This window comes from Streptomyces sp. NBC_00094 (genome assembly GCF_026343125.1).
Lineage (GTDB): Bacteria > Actinomycetota > Actinomycetes > Streptomycetales > Streptomycetaceae > Streptomyces.
Genome location: NZ_JAPEMB010000001.1, coordinates 5,567,909 through 5,583,578, shown reverse-complemented (window position 1 = coordinate 5,583,578; position 15,670 = coordinate 5,567,909). Strand labels below are relative to the sequence as shown.

Here is a 15,670-nt window from a genome sequence, read left to right as displayed (position 1 = left end):
TTCGATCTTGTGAACGGATGCACAAGGGCCCGACCATTGTGCACTCCGACTTTGCTGTCTCTTTAGCCGGGGGCCCAGTACCTTCCTCTGGTGGCAACGTTCCGACTCCAAGGCAGCAAAGTGCTCGCCGTCTCCGTGACCGGCGACTCCGTCAAGGCGAAGAACGGCTCGATGGTCGCCTACGACGGCCAGATGGCGTTCAAGAAGATGAGCGGCGGCGGTGAGGGTCTGCGTGGCATGGTGACCCGCCGGCTCACCGGTGAGCAGATGGAGGTGATGGAGGTCCGCGGCCAGGGAACCTGCTGGTTCGCCGACCGGGCCTCCGAGATCAACCTCGTGTCCCTGCACGGCGACAAGCTCTGGGTCGAGGCGAGCAACCTGCTCTGCACCGACGCGGGGCTGCGCACCGGCACCACCTTCACGGGGCTGCGCGGTGGCGCCACCGGCAACGGCCTCTTCACGACCACCGTCGAGGGCACGGGCCAGGCGGCGATCACGTCCGACGGCCCGGCGGTCGTGCTGCGGGTGACCCCGCAGTACCCGCTCCAGGTCGACCCCGGCGCGTACATCGCCCACCAGGGCAACCTCCAGCAGCACTTCCAGTCCGGTGTGACGTTCCGCACCCTCATGGGCGAGGGCGGCGGCGAGGCCTTCCAGATCCGCTTCGAGGGGGACGGCCTCGTGTACGTCCAGCCGAGCGAGCGGAACACCATCGGGGGTGACGTCTGATGCCGTTCCGCGAGATCAACTCGAAGATGGTCGAGGCGACCGTCATCCCGGGGCAGCGGATGTTCAGCCAGCGCGGCGCGATGCTCGCGTACCGCGGCGACGTCACTTTCACGCCGAACATGTCGGGCGGTCAGGGCGGCCTGATGTCGATGATCGGCCGTCGTGCGGCCGGCGAGGCGACGCCGCTGATGACGGTCGAGGGCGACGGCACGGTGATGTTCGGGCACGGCGGCCACCACATCCAGGTGATCGCGCTGACGGGCGACACCCTGTACGTCGAGGCCGACCGGCTCCTCGCCTTCGACGGCACCCTGGAGCAGGGCACGATGTTCATGGGCTCGCAGGGCGGGGTCATGGGCATGGTCCGCGGCCAGGTGACCGGCCAGGGCCTCTTCACCACCACGCTCAAGGGCCACGGCTCGGTGGCCGTCATGGCGCACGGCGGGGTCATCGAGCTCCCGATCACCCCGGGCCGCCCGGTCCACGTCGACCCTCAGGCGTACGTGGCGCACCACGGCGACGTACGGAACAAGCTCTCCACCGCGCTCGGCTGGCGCGACATGGTGGGGCGCGGCTCGGGCGAGGCGTTCCAGCTGGAGCTGAGCGGCAGCGGCGCGGTGTACGTCCAGGCCTCGGAGGAGAAGCTGTGAGCACCCCGGTGATCCACGACCCGACGACACTTCCGTCGGACGACAACGTCAACGCGTACACCTTCTGCGTGGAGCTCCAGGGCTCCCAGTGGTTCCTGCAGAAGGGCAAGATGATCGCCTACTACGGGCGGATCGAGTTCAACGGCATCGGGCACGGGCGGCTCGACCGGCTGGTCCGCACGTCCTTCCACTCGCCGCTGCACGCGAGCGACTGGGTGGTGGCCGAGGGCAGCGGAAAGATGCTGCTCGCGGACCGGGCCTTCGACGTGAACTCGTTCGACCTGGACAAGGGCAACCTGACGATCCGCTCGGGCAACCTCCTCGCGTACCAGCCCACGCTCGCGCTCAAGCAGTCGATCGTGCCGGGCTTCGTGACGCTGATCGGCACGGGCAAGTTCGTGGCCGCGTCGAACGGCCCGGTGGTCTTCATGGAGCCGCCGATGCGGGTGGACCCGCAGGCCCTGGTCGGCTGGGCGGACTGCCCCTCCCCCTGCCACCACTACGACCACGGCTACATGACGGGCGTGATGGGCGGCGTACGGGCCCTGACGGGGCTCGGCGGCACCTCGGGCGAGGAGCACCAGTTCGAGTTCGTGGGTGCGGGCACGGTGCTGCTCCAGTCGACGGAGCTGCTCATGCCGGAGCGGGCGATCGGCGGGCCGCCGGCACAGGCGGGCGTGCCGGGTCAGCATGGAGCGCACGGTTCCGGCCAGAGCGTGCCCGGCTCGGTACCGCGCCTTCCCGGCCAGCTCGGAGACCTCCAGCGTCGCTTCGGCCTGTGAGCGGTAGTCTGCGGAGTGTGACGCCCTCGAACGTCTGCGCCGGTGTCGAGGACCGGGGCGCCCCGCGCCCCACGGACGATGGCCGCCACCCGGTGCCCGGCGTCACACTCCCCGACTTCGTCAAGTATTCAACTTCTTAGGTAGAATCCATACATGGAGACCGAGACGGCCACCCCGTGGCTCACCGACGGCGAGCAGTGCGCCTGGCGCACCTTCCTGGACGTCCAGAGGATGCTGGCGTACCAGTTGGAGAAGGACCTCCAGCCCTTCGGCCTGACGATGAACGACTACGAGATCCTGGTGAACCTCTCGGAGTCGGCGGAGCGGCGGCTGCGCATGAGCGACCTCGCCACGGCCACCCTCCAGTCGAAGAGCCGGCTCTCCCACCAGATCACCCGGATGGAGAACGCGGGACTCGTCCGGCGCGAGAACTGCGAGTCCGACCGGCGCGGGCTGTACGCCGTCCTGACCGACGACGGCATGGAGACCATGCGCAAGGTCGCCCCGCACCACGTCGAGTCGGTGCGCAGGCACTTCATCGACCAGATCGGCGCGGAGGCCCTCGGTGACCTCCACGAGTCGCTGAAGCCGATCGCGGAGCAGCTGCGCGGGCGGCGGGGCAAGCCGTAGCCGGCACATGAGTACGCGAACGGGCCTCCCCGGCGATGCGGGGAGGCCCGTTCACGTACGTACCGCTCAGTTGCCCGTCAGGCTCGCGATCAGCTCGTCGGAGGCCGCGTACGGGTCGAGCAGACCCGCGACGATCCGCTCGGCCAGCGCGTCCAGGCGCCGGTCGCCGTGCAGGTCGCCGATGCGCTCGCGCAGGGCCGTGACCGCGATGGTCTCGACCTCGCGCGCGGCACGGGACCGGCGGCGCTCCGCCAGGACCCCGTGCTCCTCCATCCATGCCCGGTGCTTCTCCAGGGCCTCCACGACCTCGTCGATGCCCTCGCCGCGCGCCGCGACCGTCTTGACGATCGGCGGCCGCCAGTCATCGGCGGACCGCGCCTCGCCCAGGCCCAGCATGTGGTTGAGCTCGCGGGCGGTGGCGTCCGCGCCGTCCCGGTCGGCCTTGTTCACCACGTACAGGTCGCCGATCTCCAGGATGCCCGCCTTCGCGGCCTGGATCCCGTCGCCCATGCCCGGCGCGAGGAGGACGACCGAGGTGTCGGCCTGGGAGGCGATCTCGACCTCGGACTGACCGACGCCGACCGTCTCCACGAGGATCACCTCGCAGCCGGCCGCGTCCAGGACGCGGATGGCCTGCGGGGCGGACCAGGCGAGACCGCCCAGGTGGCCACGGGTGGCCATGGAGCGGATGTAGACGCCCGGGTCGGAGGCGTGCTCCGACATCCGGACCCGGTCGCCGAGCAGCGCGCCGCCGCTGAACGGGGAGGACGGGTCGACGGCCAGGACGCCGACCCGCTTGCCCGCCCGCCGGTACGCCGAGACGAGCGCGGAGGTCGACGTGGACTTGCCGACGCCGGGCGAGCCCGTCAGGCCCACCACGTAGGCGCCGCCCGTCAACGGCGCGAGCGTCGCCATCACCTCGCGCAGCTGCGGGGACGCCCCCTCCACGAGCGAGATCAGCCGGGCCACGGCCCGCGGCTTGCCCTCGCGCGCCTGGGCGACGAGTGCGGGGACGTCCACCATCTGCAGAGCTCCTTGCCTGTGCTGACGTGTGCTGACCGGACCAGGACCGGCCCGGGTGACCTACTTGCCGGCGACGCGGACGATCAGGGCGTCGCCCTGGCCGCCGCCGCCGCAGAGGGCCGCCGCGCCGATGCCGCCGCCGCGCCGCTTGAGCTCCAGGGCGAGGTGCAGCACCACACGGGCGCCGGACATGCCGATGGGGTGGCCCAGCGCGATGGCGCCGCCGTTGACGTTCACCTTCTCGGGGGTCACGCCGAGGTCCTTCATTGACTGGACGGCGACCGCGGCGAAGGCCTCGTTGATCTCGATCAGGTCGAGGTCGTCGACGGTCAGGCCGTCCTTCTTCAGGGCGTGCAGGATCGCGTTCGACGGCTGCGACTGGAGCGAGTTGTCCGGGCCGGCCACGTTGCCGTGGGCGCCGATCTCGGCGATCCACTCAAGACCCAGCTCCTCGGCCTTGGCCTTGCTCATCACGACGACGGCGGCGGCGCCGTCGGAGATCTGCGAGGACGTGCCGGCGGTGATGGTGCCGTCCTTGGCGAAGGCCGGACGGAGCTTGCCGAGGGACTCGGCGGTGGTCTCGGCGCGGATGCCCTCGTCCTTGGAGAAGACGACCGGCTCGCCCTTGCGCTGCGGGATCTCGACCGGGGTGATCTCGGCCTCGAAGATGCCGTTCTTCTGGGCGGCGGCGGCGCGCTGGTGCGAGAGCGCGGCGATCTCGTCCTGCTCCGGGCGCTGGATGCCCAGACGGGTGTTGTGCTTCTCCGTGGACTCGCCCATGGCGATGTTCTCGAAGGCGTCGGTGAGGCCGTCGTAGGCCATCGCGTCGAGCATCTCGATCGCGCCGTACTTGAAGCCCTCGCGGGACTTCGGCAGCAGGTGCGGGGCGTTGGTCATCGACTCCTGGCCACCGGCGACGACCACATCGAACTCACCTGCACGGATGAGCTGATCGGCGAGGGCGATGGCGTCGAGGCCGGAGAGACACACCTTGTTGATGGTGAGCGCCGGGACGTTCATCGGGATGCCGGCCTTGACGGCGGCCTGACGGGCGGGGATCTGGCCGGCGCCCGCCTGGAGCACCTGGCCCATGATCACGTACTGCACCTGGTCGCCGCCGATGCCCGCACGGTCGAGGGCGGCCTTGATCGCGAAGCCGCCGAGGTCCGCGCCCGAGAAGGACTTGAGCGAGCCGAGCAGGCGACCCATGGGCGTGCGGGCGCCCGCGACGATCACTGAGGTGGTACCGGTCGTTCCAGACATGAGGCACGGCCCCTTGGGATGAGAGGTGAACGAGGGTTTACCGCCAATGTACTGAGGGGCGCTGTTCCCGGTCACCGGCCAGCCGGTGTGATCGCGCGCACGTTGCGTAATCGCCGCCGTACCGCTGCACTAGGGCCATGCTGACGAGAATCGACCACATCGGGATCGCGTGCTTCGACCTCGACAAGACTGTCGAGTTCTACCGTGCCACGTACGGTTTCGAGGTCTTCCACACCGAGGTCAACGAGGAGCAGGGCGTCCGCGAGGCCATGCTCAAGATCAACGAGACCTCGGACGGCGGGGCCTCCTACCTCCAGCTCCTGGAGTCGATCCGGGAGGACTCGGCGGTGGGCAAGTGGCTCGCCAAGAACGGTGAGGGCGTGCACCACATCGCCTTCGGCACGGCGGACGTCGACGGCGACGCCGAGGCGATCCGCGGGAAGGGCGTCCGGGTCCTGTACGACGAGCCGCGGATCGGCTCGATGGGCTCCCGCATCACCTTCCTCCACCCCAAGGACTGCCACGGGGTGCTCACGGAACTGGTCACCTCGGCCAAGCCGTCCGCTGACCACTCCTCAGCGGAGCACTGACCTCCGGATTCCTGGCCCGGTAGAGTGGGCGGCTCCGGGCCGGGGCCGGTCGGGGCTGCCCCGCGTGGCACCGAAGTCGGGATGTCGGGGTCGTCCGATCTGCCACGATTCCCCGGGGGTCCGTCCTCGTCAGTGAGGGCGGTGCTCGTTGGAGTTGCGGACAGGGTTGGGGTCTCCCCTGCTCGGAGAGCTCGGGGAAGGATGGACCGCGCAGTGCGGGGCTACGAACGCCAGGAGAGCCACCGAGCTGAAGACGACCATCTCGCCCGGTTCGAAGCCGAGATGGACCGGCTGAAGACCGAGCGGGAGAAGGCCGTCCAGCACGCCGAGGACCTCGGTTACCAGGTCGAGGTCTTGCGTGCCAAGCTCCACGAGGCGCGCCGCACGATCGCGTCCCGGCCCGCGTACGACAGCGCGGACATCGGATACCAGGCCGAACAGCTGCTGCGCAACGCGCAGGCGCAGGCCGAGCAGCTCCGGCAGGACGCCGAGCGCGAGCTGCGCGAGGCCCGCGCCCAGACACAGCGCATCCTCCAGGAGCACGCCGAGCACCAGGCCCGGCTCCAGGCGGAGCTGCACAACGAGGCGGTCCAGCGCCGCCAGCAGCTCGACCAGGAGCTCAGCGAGCGCCGCCAGACCGTCGAGGCGCACGTCAACGAGAACGTCGCCTGGGCCGAGCAGCTGCGCGCCCGTACGGAGTCCCAGGCCCGCCGCCTCATGGAGGAGTCCCGCGCGGAGGCCGAGCAGTCGCTCAGCACCGCCCGCGCCGAGGCCACCCGGCTCGCCGAGGAGACCAGCCGCCGCGTCGGCACCGAGGCGGAGGCCGCCCGCGCCGAGGCCGAGGCGATCCTGCTGCGCGCCCGCAAGGACGCCGAGCGGCTCCTGGGCGCCGCCTCCAGCCAGGCGCAGGAGGCCACCAGCCACGCCGAGCAGCTCCGCTCGACGACCACCGCCGAGACGGACCAGGCCCGCCGGCAGGCCACCGAGCTCTCCCGCGCCGCCGAGCAGCGCATGGCGGAGGCCGAGGAGAAGCTCCGCGTGGCCCGCGCCGAGGCCGAGAAGGCCCTCACGGAGGCCAAGGAAGCGGCCGCCAGGCAGCTCGCCTCCGCGGAGTCCGTCAACGAGCAGCGCACCCGTACGGCCAAGACCGAGATCGCCCGGCTCGTCGGCGAGGCCACCAAGGACGCCGAGGCCCTCAAGGCCGAGGCCGAGGAGAAGCTCCGCGAGGCGACCGCCGAAGCCGAGAAGCTCGTCACGGAGGCCTCGGAGAAGGCCCGTACGGCTGTCGCCGAGGACTCCGCCGCCGCGCTCGCCAAGGCCGCGCGCAACGCCGAGGAGATCCTCACCAAGGCGTCCGAGGAGGCCCGCGAGACCACCCGCAAGGCCGCCGAGGAGGCCGAGCGGGTCCGCCGTGAGGCCGAGGCCGAGATGGACCGGCTGCGGGCCCGGGTCGAGGAGCAGGCCGACGAGCTGCTCGGCTCGGCGAAGGACGACACCAAGGAGTACCGCGCCAAGACGGTCGAGCTCCAGGAGGAGGCCCGCCGGCTGCGCGGCGAGGCCGAGCAGCTGCGCGCCGAGGCCATCGCGGAGGGCGAGCGGATCCGCGGCGAGGCCCGGCGCGAGGCCCTCCAGCAGATCGAGGAGGCGGCCGGCACCGCCGAGGAGCTCCTCACCAAGGCCCGTACGGACGCCGACGAGCTGCGCGCCAAGGCCGGCACGGAGAGCGAGCGGGTCAAGTCGGAGGCCGTGGAGCGCGCCCAGACGCTCCGCGCCCAGGCCGAGGAGACCCTGGAGCGCACCCGCGCCGAGGCCGAGCGGCTGCGCGCCGAGGCCGAGGAGCAGGCGGAGTCCGTCAAGGACGCGGCCGACGCGGCCGCCGCCGGGGTGCGCGCGGACGCCGAGCGGGCCGCGGAGGCCCGGCGCGCCGAGGCCGCCGAGGAGCTGACGCGGCTGCACGCCGAGGCCGAGGCCAAGGTGACGGCCGCGGGCGAGGAGCTCACCGACGCCCGCGCCGAGAGCGAGCTGATGCGGCGCGAGGCCGCCGACGAGACGGAGCGGCTGCGCACCGAGGCCGCCGAGCGCATCCGGACGCTCCAGGAGCAGGCCGAGCAGGAGGCCGAGCGGCTGCGGGCCGAGGCCGCGTCGGACGCGTCCACCGCGCGTACCGAGGCGGAGACCTCGGCGGTACGGCTCCGCACGGAGGCCTCCGAGGAGGCCGAGCGCCTGAGGTCGGAGGCGCAGGAGACCGCCGACCGGGTGCGGGCGGAGGCCGCGGCCGCCGCCGAGCGGGTCGCCGCCGAGGCCGCCGAGGCGCTGACCGCCGCGCAGGACGAGGCCGTCCGGCGCCGCCGGGAGGCCGAGGAGACACTGGAGTCGGCCCGCTCCGAGGCCGGCCGGGAGCGCGAGCACGCACGCGAGCAGTCCGAGGAACTGCTCGCCGCCGCCCGCAAGCGGGGCGAGGACGCCCAGGCCGAGGCCCAGCGCCTGGTCGAGGAGGCGGACGCGCGGGCGACCGAGATGGTCACCGCCGCCTCGCGAGCCGCCCAGGAGGTACGGGACTCGGTGGCCGGTCTGCGCGAGCAGGCCGACGAGGAGATCGCCGGACTGCGCAGCGCCGCCGAGCACGCGGCCGAGCGGACGCGGACCGAGGCGCAGGAGGAGGCGGACCGGGTCCGCGCCGACGCCTACGAGGAGCGGGACCGGGCCTCCGAGGACGCCTCCCGCACCCGGGCGCGCGCCCAGGAGGAGTCGGAGGCCGCGAAGGCGCTGGCCGAGCGGACCGTCACGGACGCGATCGCCGAGGCGGAGAAGCTGCGCGCCGACACCGCCGACTACGCGCAGCGGGTACGGACCGAGGTGACGGACTCGCTCGCCTCGGCGGAGCAGGATGCGGCCCGTACGCGGGCCGACGCCCGGGACGACGCGAACCGGATCCGTTCGGAGGCCGCCGAGCGCGCCGAGACGGTCGTCGGCGAGGCGCGTACGGAGGCGGACCGGATCGGCGCGGAGGCCGAGCAGGTCCTCGACGAGGCCCGCAAGGCCGCCGACAAGCGCCGCAGCGACGCCGCCGAGCAGGCCGACGCCCTCATCACCGAGGCGACGAACGAGGCGGAGCGGCTCACCGGCGAGGCGATCGCGGAGGCCGAGCGGGTCACCCGTGAGGCGACCGCGGAGGCCGAGCGGCTCACCACGGAGGCCGCCGAGCTCCTGGAGAGCACCGAGCAGGACGCCCTGCGGCTGCGGACCGAGGCCGAGCAGGTCAAGGCCGACGGGGAGGCGCACGCGGAGGCGCTGCGGAACGCGGCGATCGCCGACGGCGAGCAGGTCCTCGACGAGGCCCGCAAGGCCGCCGACAAGCGCCGCAGCGACGCCGCCGAGCAGGCCGACGCCCTCATCACCGAGGCGACGAACGAGGCCGAGCGGCTCACCGCCGAGGCGGTCGAGCTCATGGAGACGACCGAGCAGGACGCGCAGCGGCTCCGGTCCGAGGCCGAGCAGGTCAAGATCGACGGCGAGGCGCACGCGCAGGCCCTGCGGAACGCCGCGCTCGCCGACGGCGAGCAGGTCCTCGACGACGCCCGCAAGGCCGCCGACAAGCGCCGCAGCGACGCCGCCGAGCAGGCCGACGCCCTCATCACCGAGGCGACGAACGAGGCCGAGCGACTCACCCGTGAGGCGGGCGAGCTGTCGGACGCGGTCACGGCGGACGCGCGGGCCGACGCCGAGCGGGTCGCGGCGGAGGCCGCCGAGCAGGCCGCGCGGACCGTCGCGGAGGCCGAGCGGCACAAGGCCGACGCGGAGGCCGAGGCGGCCGCGACGGTGGGCGCCGCGCAGCAGGACGCCGAGCGGATCCGCGCGGAGTCGGCGCAGGTGAAGGCGGACGCCGAGGCGGCGGCCGAGCAGATGCGGTCGGAGGCCCGCGAGGAGGCGGACCGGACGCTCGACGAGGCGCGGGAGGCCGGCGCGCGGAAGCGTTCGGACGCGGCCGAGCAGGCGGACCAGCTCGTCGCCAAGGCCCAGGAGGAGGCGCTGCGCGCCACCACCGAGGCCGAGACGCAGGCGGACACCATGGTCGGCGCGGCCCGCAAGGAGGCCGAGCGGATCGTCGCCGAGGCGACCGTCGACGGCAACTCGCTGGTGGAGAAGGCCCGTACGGACGCCGACGAACTGCTCGTCGGGGCACGCAGCGACGCGACGGCCATAAGGGACCGGTCCGAGGAACTGCGGGGCCGCGTCGAGGGCGAGATCGAGGAGCTGCACGAGCGGGCGCGGCGCGAGACGGCCGAGCAGATGAAGACGGCCGGCGAGCGCGTCGACAAGCTGGTGACGGCTGCCACGGAGCAGCGCACCGAGGCGGAGGAGAAGGCGAAGGAGCTGGTCTCCGAGGCGAGTTCGGAGGCGAGCAAGGTCCGGATCGCGGCGGTGCGGAAGGCCGAGGCGCTCCTCAAGGAGGCCGAGCAGAAGAAGGCCTCGCTCGTCGCGGAGGCCGAGGGCATCAAGGCGGAGGCCGAGCGGATCCGGGCCGAGGCGGAGGCGGAGGCCGAGCGGACCGTCGCGGAGGGCAAGCGGGAGCTCGAAGTGCTCGTGCGTCGGCGCGAGAACATCAACGCCGAGATCTCCCGTGTCCAGGACGTCCTGGAGGCGTTGGAGTCTTTCGAGACGCCGTCGGCAGGCACGAAGGACGGGCTCAAGGCGGGTGCGTCGACAGGAGTCACTCGTTCGGGTGGCAAGTCCCTGGACGGCTAGCCACTCAAAAGGCTGGACATTCTCCAGATCAAACGGGCATACGCTCGATGACACGCCGCTTCGGCCCCTAGGATTCCCTCTAACACCTCACCGGTCTCATTCGACAGGAACCCCATGAGCGACACTTCCTCCCCCTTCGGCTTCGAGCTAGTGCGGCGTGGTTACGACCGCGGTCAGGTGGACGACCGCATTACCAAGCTCGTCGCCGACCGTGACAGTGCTCTCTCGCGCATCACCTCTCTGGAGAAGCGCATCGAGGAGCTCCACCTCGAGACGCAGAACGCGCAGGCGCAGGTCTCGGACGCCGAGCCGTCGTACGCGGGTCTCGGCGCCCGGGTCGAGAAGATCCTCCGGCTCGCCGAGGAGGAGGCGAAGGACCTGCGCGAGGAGGCCCGTCGCGCCGCCGAGCAGCACCGCGAGCTGGCCGAGTCGGCCGCCCAGCAGGTGCGCAACGACGCGGAGTCCTTCGCGTCCGAGCGGAAGTCGAAGGCCGAGGACGAGGGCGTCCGGATCGTCGAGAAGGCGCAGGGCGAGGCCAACTCGCTGCGTGCCGAGGCGCAGAAGGACGCGCAGTCGAAGCGTGAGGAGGCGGACGCCCTCTTCGAGGAGACCCGCGCCAAGGCCGCCCAGGCCGCCGCGGACTTCGAGACCAACCTGGCGAAGCGTCGCGAGCAGTCGGAGCGGGACCTGGCCTCGCGTCAGGCGAAGGCCGAGAAGCGCCTCGCGGAGATCGAGCACCGCGCCGAGCAGCTCCGCCTGGAGGCCGAGAAGCTGCGTACGGACGCGGAGCGTCGGGCCCGTCAGACGGTGGAGACCGCGCAGCGCCAGGCCGAGGACATCGTGGCCGACGCGAACGCCAAGGCCGACCGGATCCGCAGCGAGTCGGAGCGTGAGCTCGCGGCGCTGACGAACCGCCGTGACTCGATCAACGCCCAGCTGACCAACGTCCGCGAGATGCTGGCGACCCTGACGGGTGCCGCGGTCGCGGCGGCCGGCTCCCCGATCGACGACGAGCGCGCGGCCGGTGTTCCGGCCCAGCAGTCCCGGTAACACCCGGCGGTCCCGGTAACACCAGCGGTCCCGGTAACACCCAGGGGTCCGTAGCAAGGCGTCTCGGTAGCGAGTTCGCGGCGCCGCCCACAGCCCCCCGTCACTCCGGTGGCGGGGGGTTTTGCGCGCCTTTAGGTTGGTACGCATGATCGAGCTTGAGGGCCTGACCAAGCGTTACGGGGCGAAGACAGCGGTCGACCATCTCTCCTTCCGGGTCCGGCCGGGCGTCGTCACCGGCTTCCTCGGGCCGAACGGGGCGGGCAAGTCGACGACGATGCGGATGATGCTCGATCTGGACAATCCGACCAGCGGTACGGTCCGGATCGACGGCAAGCACTACCGGGACCTGGCCGAACCGCTGAAGTACATCGGCGCGCTGCTCGACGCCAAGGCGATGAACGGCGGCCGGTCCGCGTACAACAACCTGCTGTGTCTGGCGCAGTCCAACCGGATCCCGCAGAGCCGGGTGAGCGAGGTGCTCGACCTGGTGGGTCTGACGCAGGTCGCGGGGAAGAAGTCGAAGGGCTTCTCCCTCGGCATGGGCCAGCGGCTCGGTATCGCCTCGGCGCTGCTCGGTGATCCCGAGATCCTGATGTTCGACGAACCCGTCAATGGTCTGGACCCCGAGGGAATTCACTGGATCCGCAATCTGATGAAGGCGTTGGCCGCCGAAGGTCGGACGATCTTCGTTTCCAGCCATCTGATGAGTGAAATGGCGCTGACGGCCGACCATCTCATCGTGATCGGGCAGGGAAAGCTGCTGGCCGACACGTCGATGGCAGATTTCATCCAGCAGAATTCGCGGAGTTTCGTACGGCTGCGTTCGCCGCAGCAGGAGCGGCTGCGGGACGTCCTGCACACCAACGGATTCATCGCGGTCGAGGCGGGCAACGGCACCCTCGAGGTGGACTCGGCGACCACCGAGAAGCTGGGCGAGCTGGCGGCGGCGAACCAGCTCGTCCTGCACGAGCTGAGCTCCCAGCGCGCCTCGCTCGAAGAGGCCTTCATGCAGATGACGGCCGGAGCGGTGGAGTACCACGCGCACGGCACCGATGTCCACGGCGCCGTGTCGGCGCCCGGCCCCCAGTGGGGCTCGACCTCCGAGGGAGCCTGAAGATGGCAGCGGCAACCGCGGTCCTGCAGTCCGAGTGGACCAAGATCCGGACGGTGTCGTCGACGGTCTGGACGCTGGCGAGCGCCCTCCTCGTCACCGTGGCGATGAGCGCGGCGCTGTGCGCGCTCCTCAACTCCACCTTCGACGATCTGAGCCAGGCCGAGCAGCTCACCTTCGACCCGACCTTCGTCAGCTTCTCCGGGATGATCCTCGGCCAGCTGGCGATGGTCGTCTTCGGCGTCCTGGTGGTGGGCACGGAGTACTCCTCCGGCATGATCCGCACCTCGCTCGCCGCCGTGCCGCAGCGTGCGACCTTCCTCTTCTCGAAGATCGCGGTGGCCGGCGGTCTGGCGCTGCTCGTGGGCCTCGTGACGAGCTTCCTCTCCTTCTTCCTGGGGCAGGCCCTGCTCGGCGAGCACCGGGCCTCGATCGGCGACGACAACGTGCTGCGGGCGGTGATCGGCGCCGGGCTCTACATGTGCCTGATCGCGCTGTTCTCCATGGGCGTGGCCGCGATGCTGCGCTCCTCGATGCTCTCGCTCGGCATCCTGGTGCCCTTCTTCTTCCTGATCTCCCAGATCCTGTCGGCGGTGCCGAAGGCGAAGGAGGTCGCCACGTACTTCCCCGACCAGGCCGGCGCGAAGATCATGCAGGTCGTCCCGGACGCCATGAACACCGAAGAGGCTCCGTACGGACCGTGGGGCGGGCTCGGGATCATGCTGCTCTGGGTGGTCGCGTCGCTCGCGGGCGGCTATCTGGTGCTGAAGAGGCGCGACGCCTAGGGGCGCCTTGTCGGTGTCTTGTCGATCAGGCCGGACAGCCCTGGAGGGTGTCCGGCGGAAGGCCAGGGGAGAGGGACCTGCCCCGTAGGGGACGACCAGGGAATCTCCCGGAGGTTCTTTTCCCCTTCGCCGGAACCGTCAACGGCTGGATAAGCTCCTCATTCATACGGGGGGCTCCGGCCGAAGGCCGCCACGCCCCGACACGGATGCGACGACCTGTCGATGGGGCTGGAAGAATGATCGAGGCAGTCGGCCTGACGAAGCGCTACGGCGCCAAGACGGCCGTGTACAACCTTTCCTTCCAGGTGAGGCCCGGTGTCGTCACCGGGTTCCTGGGGCCCAACGGGTCCGGCAAGTCGACGACGATGCGCATGATCCTCGGGCTCGACCAGCCCACCGCGGGCCATGTGACGATCGGCGGCCACCCCTTCCGGAAGCTGCCGAACGCGCCCCGCCAGGTCGGCGCGCTCCTCGACGCCAAGGCCGTGCACGGCGGGCGGAGCGCGCGGAGCCATCTGCTGTCGCTCGCGCAGCTCGCCGGCATCCCGGCGCAGCGCGTCGACGAGGTCCTCGGCGTGGTCGGCCTCCAGGACGTGGCCAAGCGCCGCTCCAAGGGCTTCTCCCTCGGCATGGGCCAGCGGCTCGGCATCGCGGCGGCGCTCCTCGGCGACCCGCAGGTGCTGCTCTTCGACGAGCCGGTCAACGGCCTGGACCCGGAGGGCATCCTCTGGGTCCGCAACCTGATGAAGAAGCTGGCGGCCGAGGGCCGGACCGTCTTCGTCTCCAGCCACCTCATGAGCGAGATGGCGCTGACGGCGGACCACCTGATCGTGATCGGCCGGGGTCAGCTGCTCGCGGACATGAGCGTCACGGACTTCATCTCGGCGAACTCCGCCGACTTCGCCCGGGTGCGGACCCCCGGGACCGAGCCGGCGCAGCGGGAGAAGCTGACGGCGGCGCTCATGGAGGCCGGCGGCCAGGTGCTGTCCGAGCCGGACGGGGCGCTGCGCGTGACGGGCCTCGCCCTGCCGCGGATCAGCGACCTCGCGCACGACGCGGACGTACGGCTCTGGGAGCTCTCCCCGCACCAGGCCTCCCTTGAGGAGGCGTACATGCGGCTGACGCAGGGCGCGGTGGACTACCGCTCCACCGACGACCGGCTCGCCCACCTCCAGGCCCCGCAGCAGCCCGGCCAGCACGGGTACGGGCTGCCGCCGCAGCAGCCGGTGGCCCCCGAGGTGCCGCAGCAGGGCTGGTACGCCCCGCCGCCGCCCGGGCACAACCCGTACGCCGGCGCACCGCAGGCCCCCGCGCCCGGCCCGTACGCAGCGCCGCCGGCGGCTCCGTTCGCGCCGCCGGCTCCGGCCCCGCAGGCCCCTCCGACCGCTCCGGCGCCGCAGCCGGGCACCCCGCAGCCGAGCGACACCCCCAAGGACGCCCGATGACCGCCCCCCTCCACCACCACGCCCCGGCGCCGCACTCCTACGTCTCCCCCATCCCGGTCCGCAGGGCGACACTCGGTGACGCCCTCGCCTCCGAGTGGACGAAGATCCGCTCGGTGCGGTCGACGATGTGGACGCTCGGCGTCATGGTCCTGCTGCTGCTGGCCATCGGCCTGGGGGTGGCGGCGATCGCCGCGGCCTCCGAGGCGCCGATGGGCGAGGAGTCGGCGCTCGGCTTCGGCTTCTTCGGGATGCTTCCCGCGTCGATCTGCGTGATCACGCTGGGCGTCCTGACGATCGCCTCCGAGTACGGCACGGGCATGATCCGTACGACCCTGACCGCCTGCCCGAGCCGGGGCCGGGTGCTGACGGCGAAGGCGATCGTCTTCTTCCTGCTGGTCTTCACGGTCACCACCGTGTTCGCGGCGCTCGTGGCGGTGGCGCAGGTCGCCATCCTGGACGCGAGGGAGCCGACGACCGCCGAGTGGCTGCGGGCGACGGTCGGGGCGGGCGCCTATCTGGCCGTGCTCGGTCTGCTGTCGCTGGCCCTCGGGACGCTCATCCGGCACTCGGCCGGCGCGATCACGGTGATGATCGGCCTGCTGCTGCTCCCGCTGGTGGCGGCGCTGTTCATGTTCTCGGAGGCGCTCAGGTCGGTGCAGGAGGCGCTCTTCACCTACGCGATCCCCTCGCAGATGATCGCGCTCTACAGCGAGCGCCCGCCGCTCGGCGACAGCGGCCCGGCGGGCTGGGAGCCGCTGCTGATCCTGATGGGGGTCACGGCCGCGGCCCTGGCCGGCGCCTACGCCCTGCTGAACAGCCGGGACGTCTAGGGCCTGTCCGGCGGATCAAGGCCGGACAGGCCCCCG

General features: G+C 71.7%; 13 protein-coding genes. 11 read left to right on the top strand and 2 right to left on the bottom strand.

Features of this window, described 5'->3' with window-relative positions; translation table 11 throughout:
- The first annotated feature begins 90 nt into the window (after positions 1 to 90).
- From OG580_RS24960 to OG580_RS24945, 4 genes are all read left to right on the top strand, one after another.
- Positions 91 to 729, top strand: a complete 639-nt coding sequence (locus tag OG580_RS24960; RefSeq protein WP_267045898.1) for an AIM24 family protein — start codon at positions 91 to 93, stop codon at positions 727 to 729.
- Positions 729 to 1,379, top strand: a complete 651-nt coding sequence (locus tag OG580_RS24955) for an AIM24 family protein (protein WP_267045897.1) — start codon at positions 729 to 731, stop codon at positions 1,377 to 1,379. The genes OG580_RS24960 and OG580_RS24955 overlap by 1 nt, the downstream gene beginning before the upstream one ends.
- Positions 1,376 to 2,161 (top strand): AIM24 family protein, encoded by a 786-nt coding sequence (locus tag OG580_RS24950; protein ID WP_267045896.1) that lies wholly within the window; start codon positions 1,376 to 1,378, stop codon positions 2,159 to 2,161. The genes OG580_RS24955 and OG580_RS24950 overlap by 4 nt, the downstream gene beginning before the upstream one ends.
- A gap of 153 nt (positions 2,162 to 2,314) precedes the next feature.
- A complete protein-coding gene (locus tag OG580_RS24945; protein ID WP_267045895.1) occupies positions 2,315 to 2,791 on the top strand; it encodes a MarR family winged helix-turn-helix transcriptional regulator in 477 nt (158 codons plus the stop codon).
- 66 nt (positions 2,792 to 2,857) lie between these two features.
- On the opposite strand, the gene meaB is transcribed toward OG580_RS24945, so the two are convergent.
- Positions 2,858 to 3,814 carry a methylmalonyl Co-A mutase-associated GTPase MeaB gene (gene meaB, locus OG580_RS24940; RefSeq protein ID WP_267045894.1) on the bottom strand — a complete coding sequence of 319 codons (957 nt, stop codon included), beginning with the start codon at positions 3,812 to 3,814 and terminating at the stop codon, positions 2,858 to 2,860.
- Between the two features lie 60 nt (positions 3,815 to 3,874).
- On the bottom strand, positions 3,875 to 5,077 hold the full coding sequence (locus OG580_RS24935; RefSeq protein ID WP_267045893.1) for an acetyl-CoA C-acetyltransferase: 1,203 nt from the start codon (positions 5,075 to 5,077) through the stop codon (positions 3,875 to 3,877).
- Positions 5,078 to 5,214: 137 nt separating this feature from the next.
- On the opposite strand from OG580_RS24935, the gene mce reads away from it, so the two are divergent.
- The 7 genes from mce to OG580_RS24900 all read left to right on the top strand — a co-directional run bounded on the left by mce (position 5,215) and on the right by OG580_RS24900 (position 15,634).
- The gene (mce, locus tag OG580_RS24930; protein WP_267045892.1) at positions 5,215 to 5,667 is read left to right on the top strand and encodes a methylmalonyl-CoA epimerase; all 453 of its coding nucleotides are present in this window, start codon (positions 5,215 to 5,217) and stop codon (positions 5,665 to 5,667) included.
- Positions 5,668 to 5,868: 201 nt separating this feature from the next.
- Positions 5,869 to 10,413, top strand: a complete 4,545-nt coding sequence (gene scy, locus OG580_RS24925; RefSeq protein ID WP_267045891.1) for a polarized growth protein Scy — start codon at positions 5,869 to 5,871, stop codon at positions 10,411 to 10,413.
- Positions 10,414 to 10,527: 114 nt separating this feature from the next.
- A complete protein-coding gene (locus OG580_RS24920) occupies positions 10,528 to 11,463 on the top strand; it encodes a cellulose-binding protein (RefSeq protein WP_267045890.1) in 936 nt (311 codons plus the stop codon).
- A gap of 145 nt (positions 11,464 to 11,608) precedes the next feature.
- Positions 11,609 to 12,577 carry an ABC transporter ATP-binding protein gene (locus OG580_RS24915; RefSeq protein WP_267045889.1) on the top strand — a complete coding sequence of 323 codons (969 nt, stop codon included), beginning with the start codon at positions 11,609 to 11,611 and terminating at the stop codon, positions 12,575 to 12,577.
- Positions 12,578 to 12,579: 2 nt separating this feature from the next.
- Positions 12,580 to 13,359, top strand: a complete 780-nt coding sequence (locus OG580_RS24910; protein ID WP_267045888.1) for an ABC transporter permease — start codon at positions 12,580 to 12,582, stop codon at positions 13,357 to 13,359.
- Positions 13,360 to 13,595: 236 nt separating this feature from the next.
- Positions 13,596 to 14,804, top strand: coding sequence for an ABC transporter ATP-binding protein (locus OG580_RS24905; protein ID WP_267045887.1), 1,209 nt, complete (start codon positions 13,596 to 13,598; stop codon positions 14,802 to 14,804).
- Entirely contained in the window at positions 14,801 to 15,634 is an 834-nt protein-coding gene (locus OG580_RS24900) for an ABC transporter permease (RefSeq protein ID WP_267045886.1), read from the top strand. The genes OG580_RS24905 and OG580_RS24900 overlap by 4 nt, the downstream gene beginning before the upstream one ends.
- Positions 15,635 to 15,670 lie beyond the last annotated feature (36 nt).

Excerpts from the sequence above, each read along its gene's own strand:
- OG580_RS24900 (WP_267045886.1), top strand. The coding sequence starts at position 14,801 with ATGACCGCCCCCCTCCACCACCACGCCCCGGCGCCGCACTCCTACGTC.
- OG580_RS24935 (WP_267045893.1), bottom strand. The coding sequence starts at position 5,077 with ATGTCTGGAACGACCGGTACCACCTCAGTGATCGTCGCGGGCGCCCGC.
- OG580_RS24905 (WP_267045887.1), top strand. The coding sequence starts at position 13,596 with ATGATCGAGGCAGTCGGCCTGACGAAGCGCTACGGCGCCAAGACGGCC.
- mce (WP_267045892.1), top strand. The coding sequence starts at position 5,215 with ATGCTGACGAGAATCGACCACATCGGGATCGCGTGCTTCGACCTCGAC.
- OG580_RS24955 (WP_267045897.1), top strand. The coding sequence starts at position 729 with ATGCCGTTCCGCGAGATCAACTCGAAGATGGTCGAGGCGACCGTCATC.
- OG580_RS24910 (WP_267045888.1), top strand. The coding sequence starts at position 12,580 with ATGGCAGCGGCAACCGCGGTCCTGCAGTCCGAGTGGACCAAGATCCGG.
- meaB (WP_267045894.1), bottom strand. The coding sequence starts at position 3,814 with ATGGTGGACGTCCCCGCACTCGTCGCCCAGGCGCGCGAGGGCAAGCCG.
- OG580_RS24945 (WP_267045895.1), top strand. The coding sequence starts at position 2,315 with ATGGAGACCGAGACGGCCACCCCGTGGCTCACCGACGGCGAGCAGTGC.
- scy (WP_267045891.1), top strand. The coding sequence starts at position 5,869 with ATGGACCGCGCAGTGCGGGGCTACGAACGCCAGGAGAGCCACCGAGCT.
- OG580_RS24920 (WP_267045890.1), top strand. The coding sequence starts at position 10,528 with ATGAGCGACACTTCCTCCCCCTTCGGCTTCGAGCTAGTGCGGCGTGGT.
- OG580_RS24915 (WP_267045889.1), top strand. The coding sequence starts at position 11,609 with ATGATCGAGCTTGAGGGCCTGACCAAGCGTTACGGGGCGAAGACAGCG.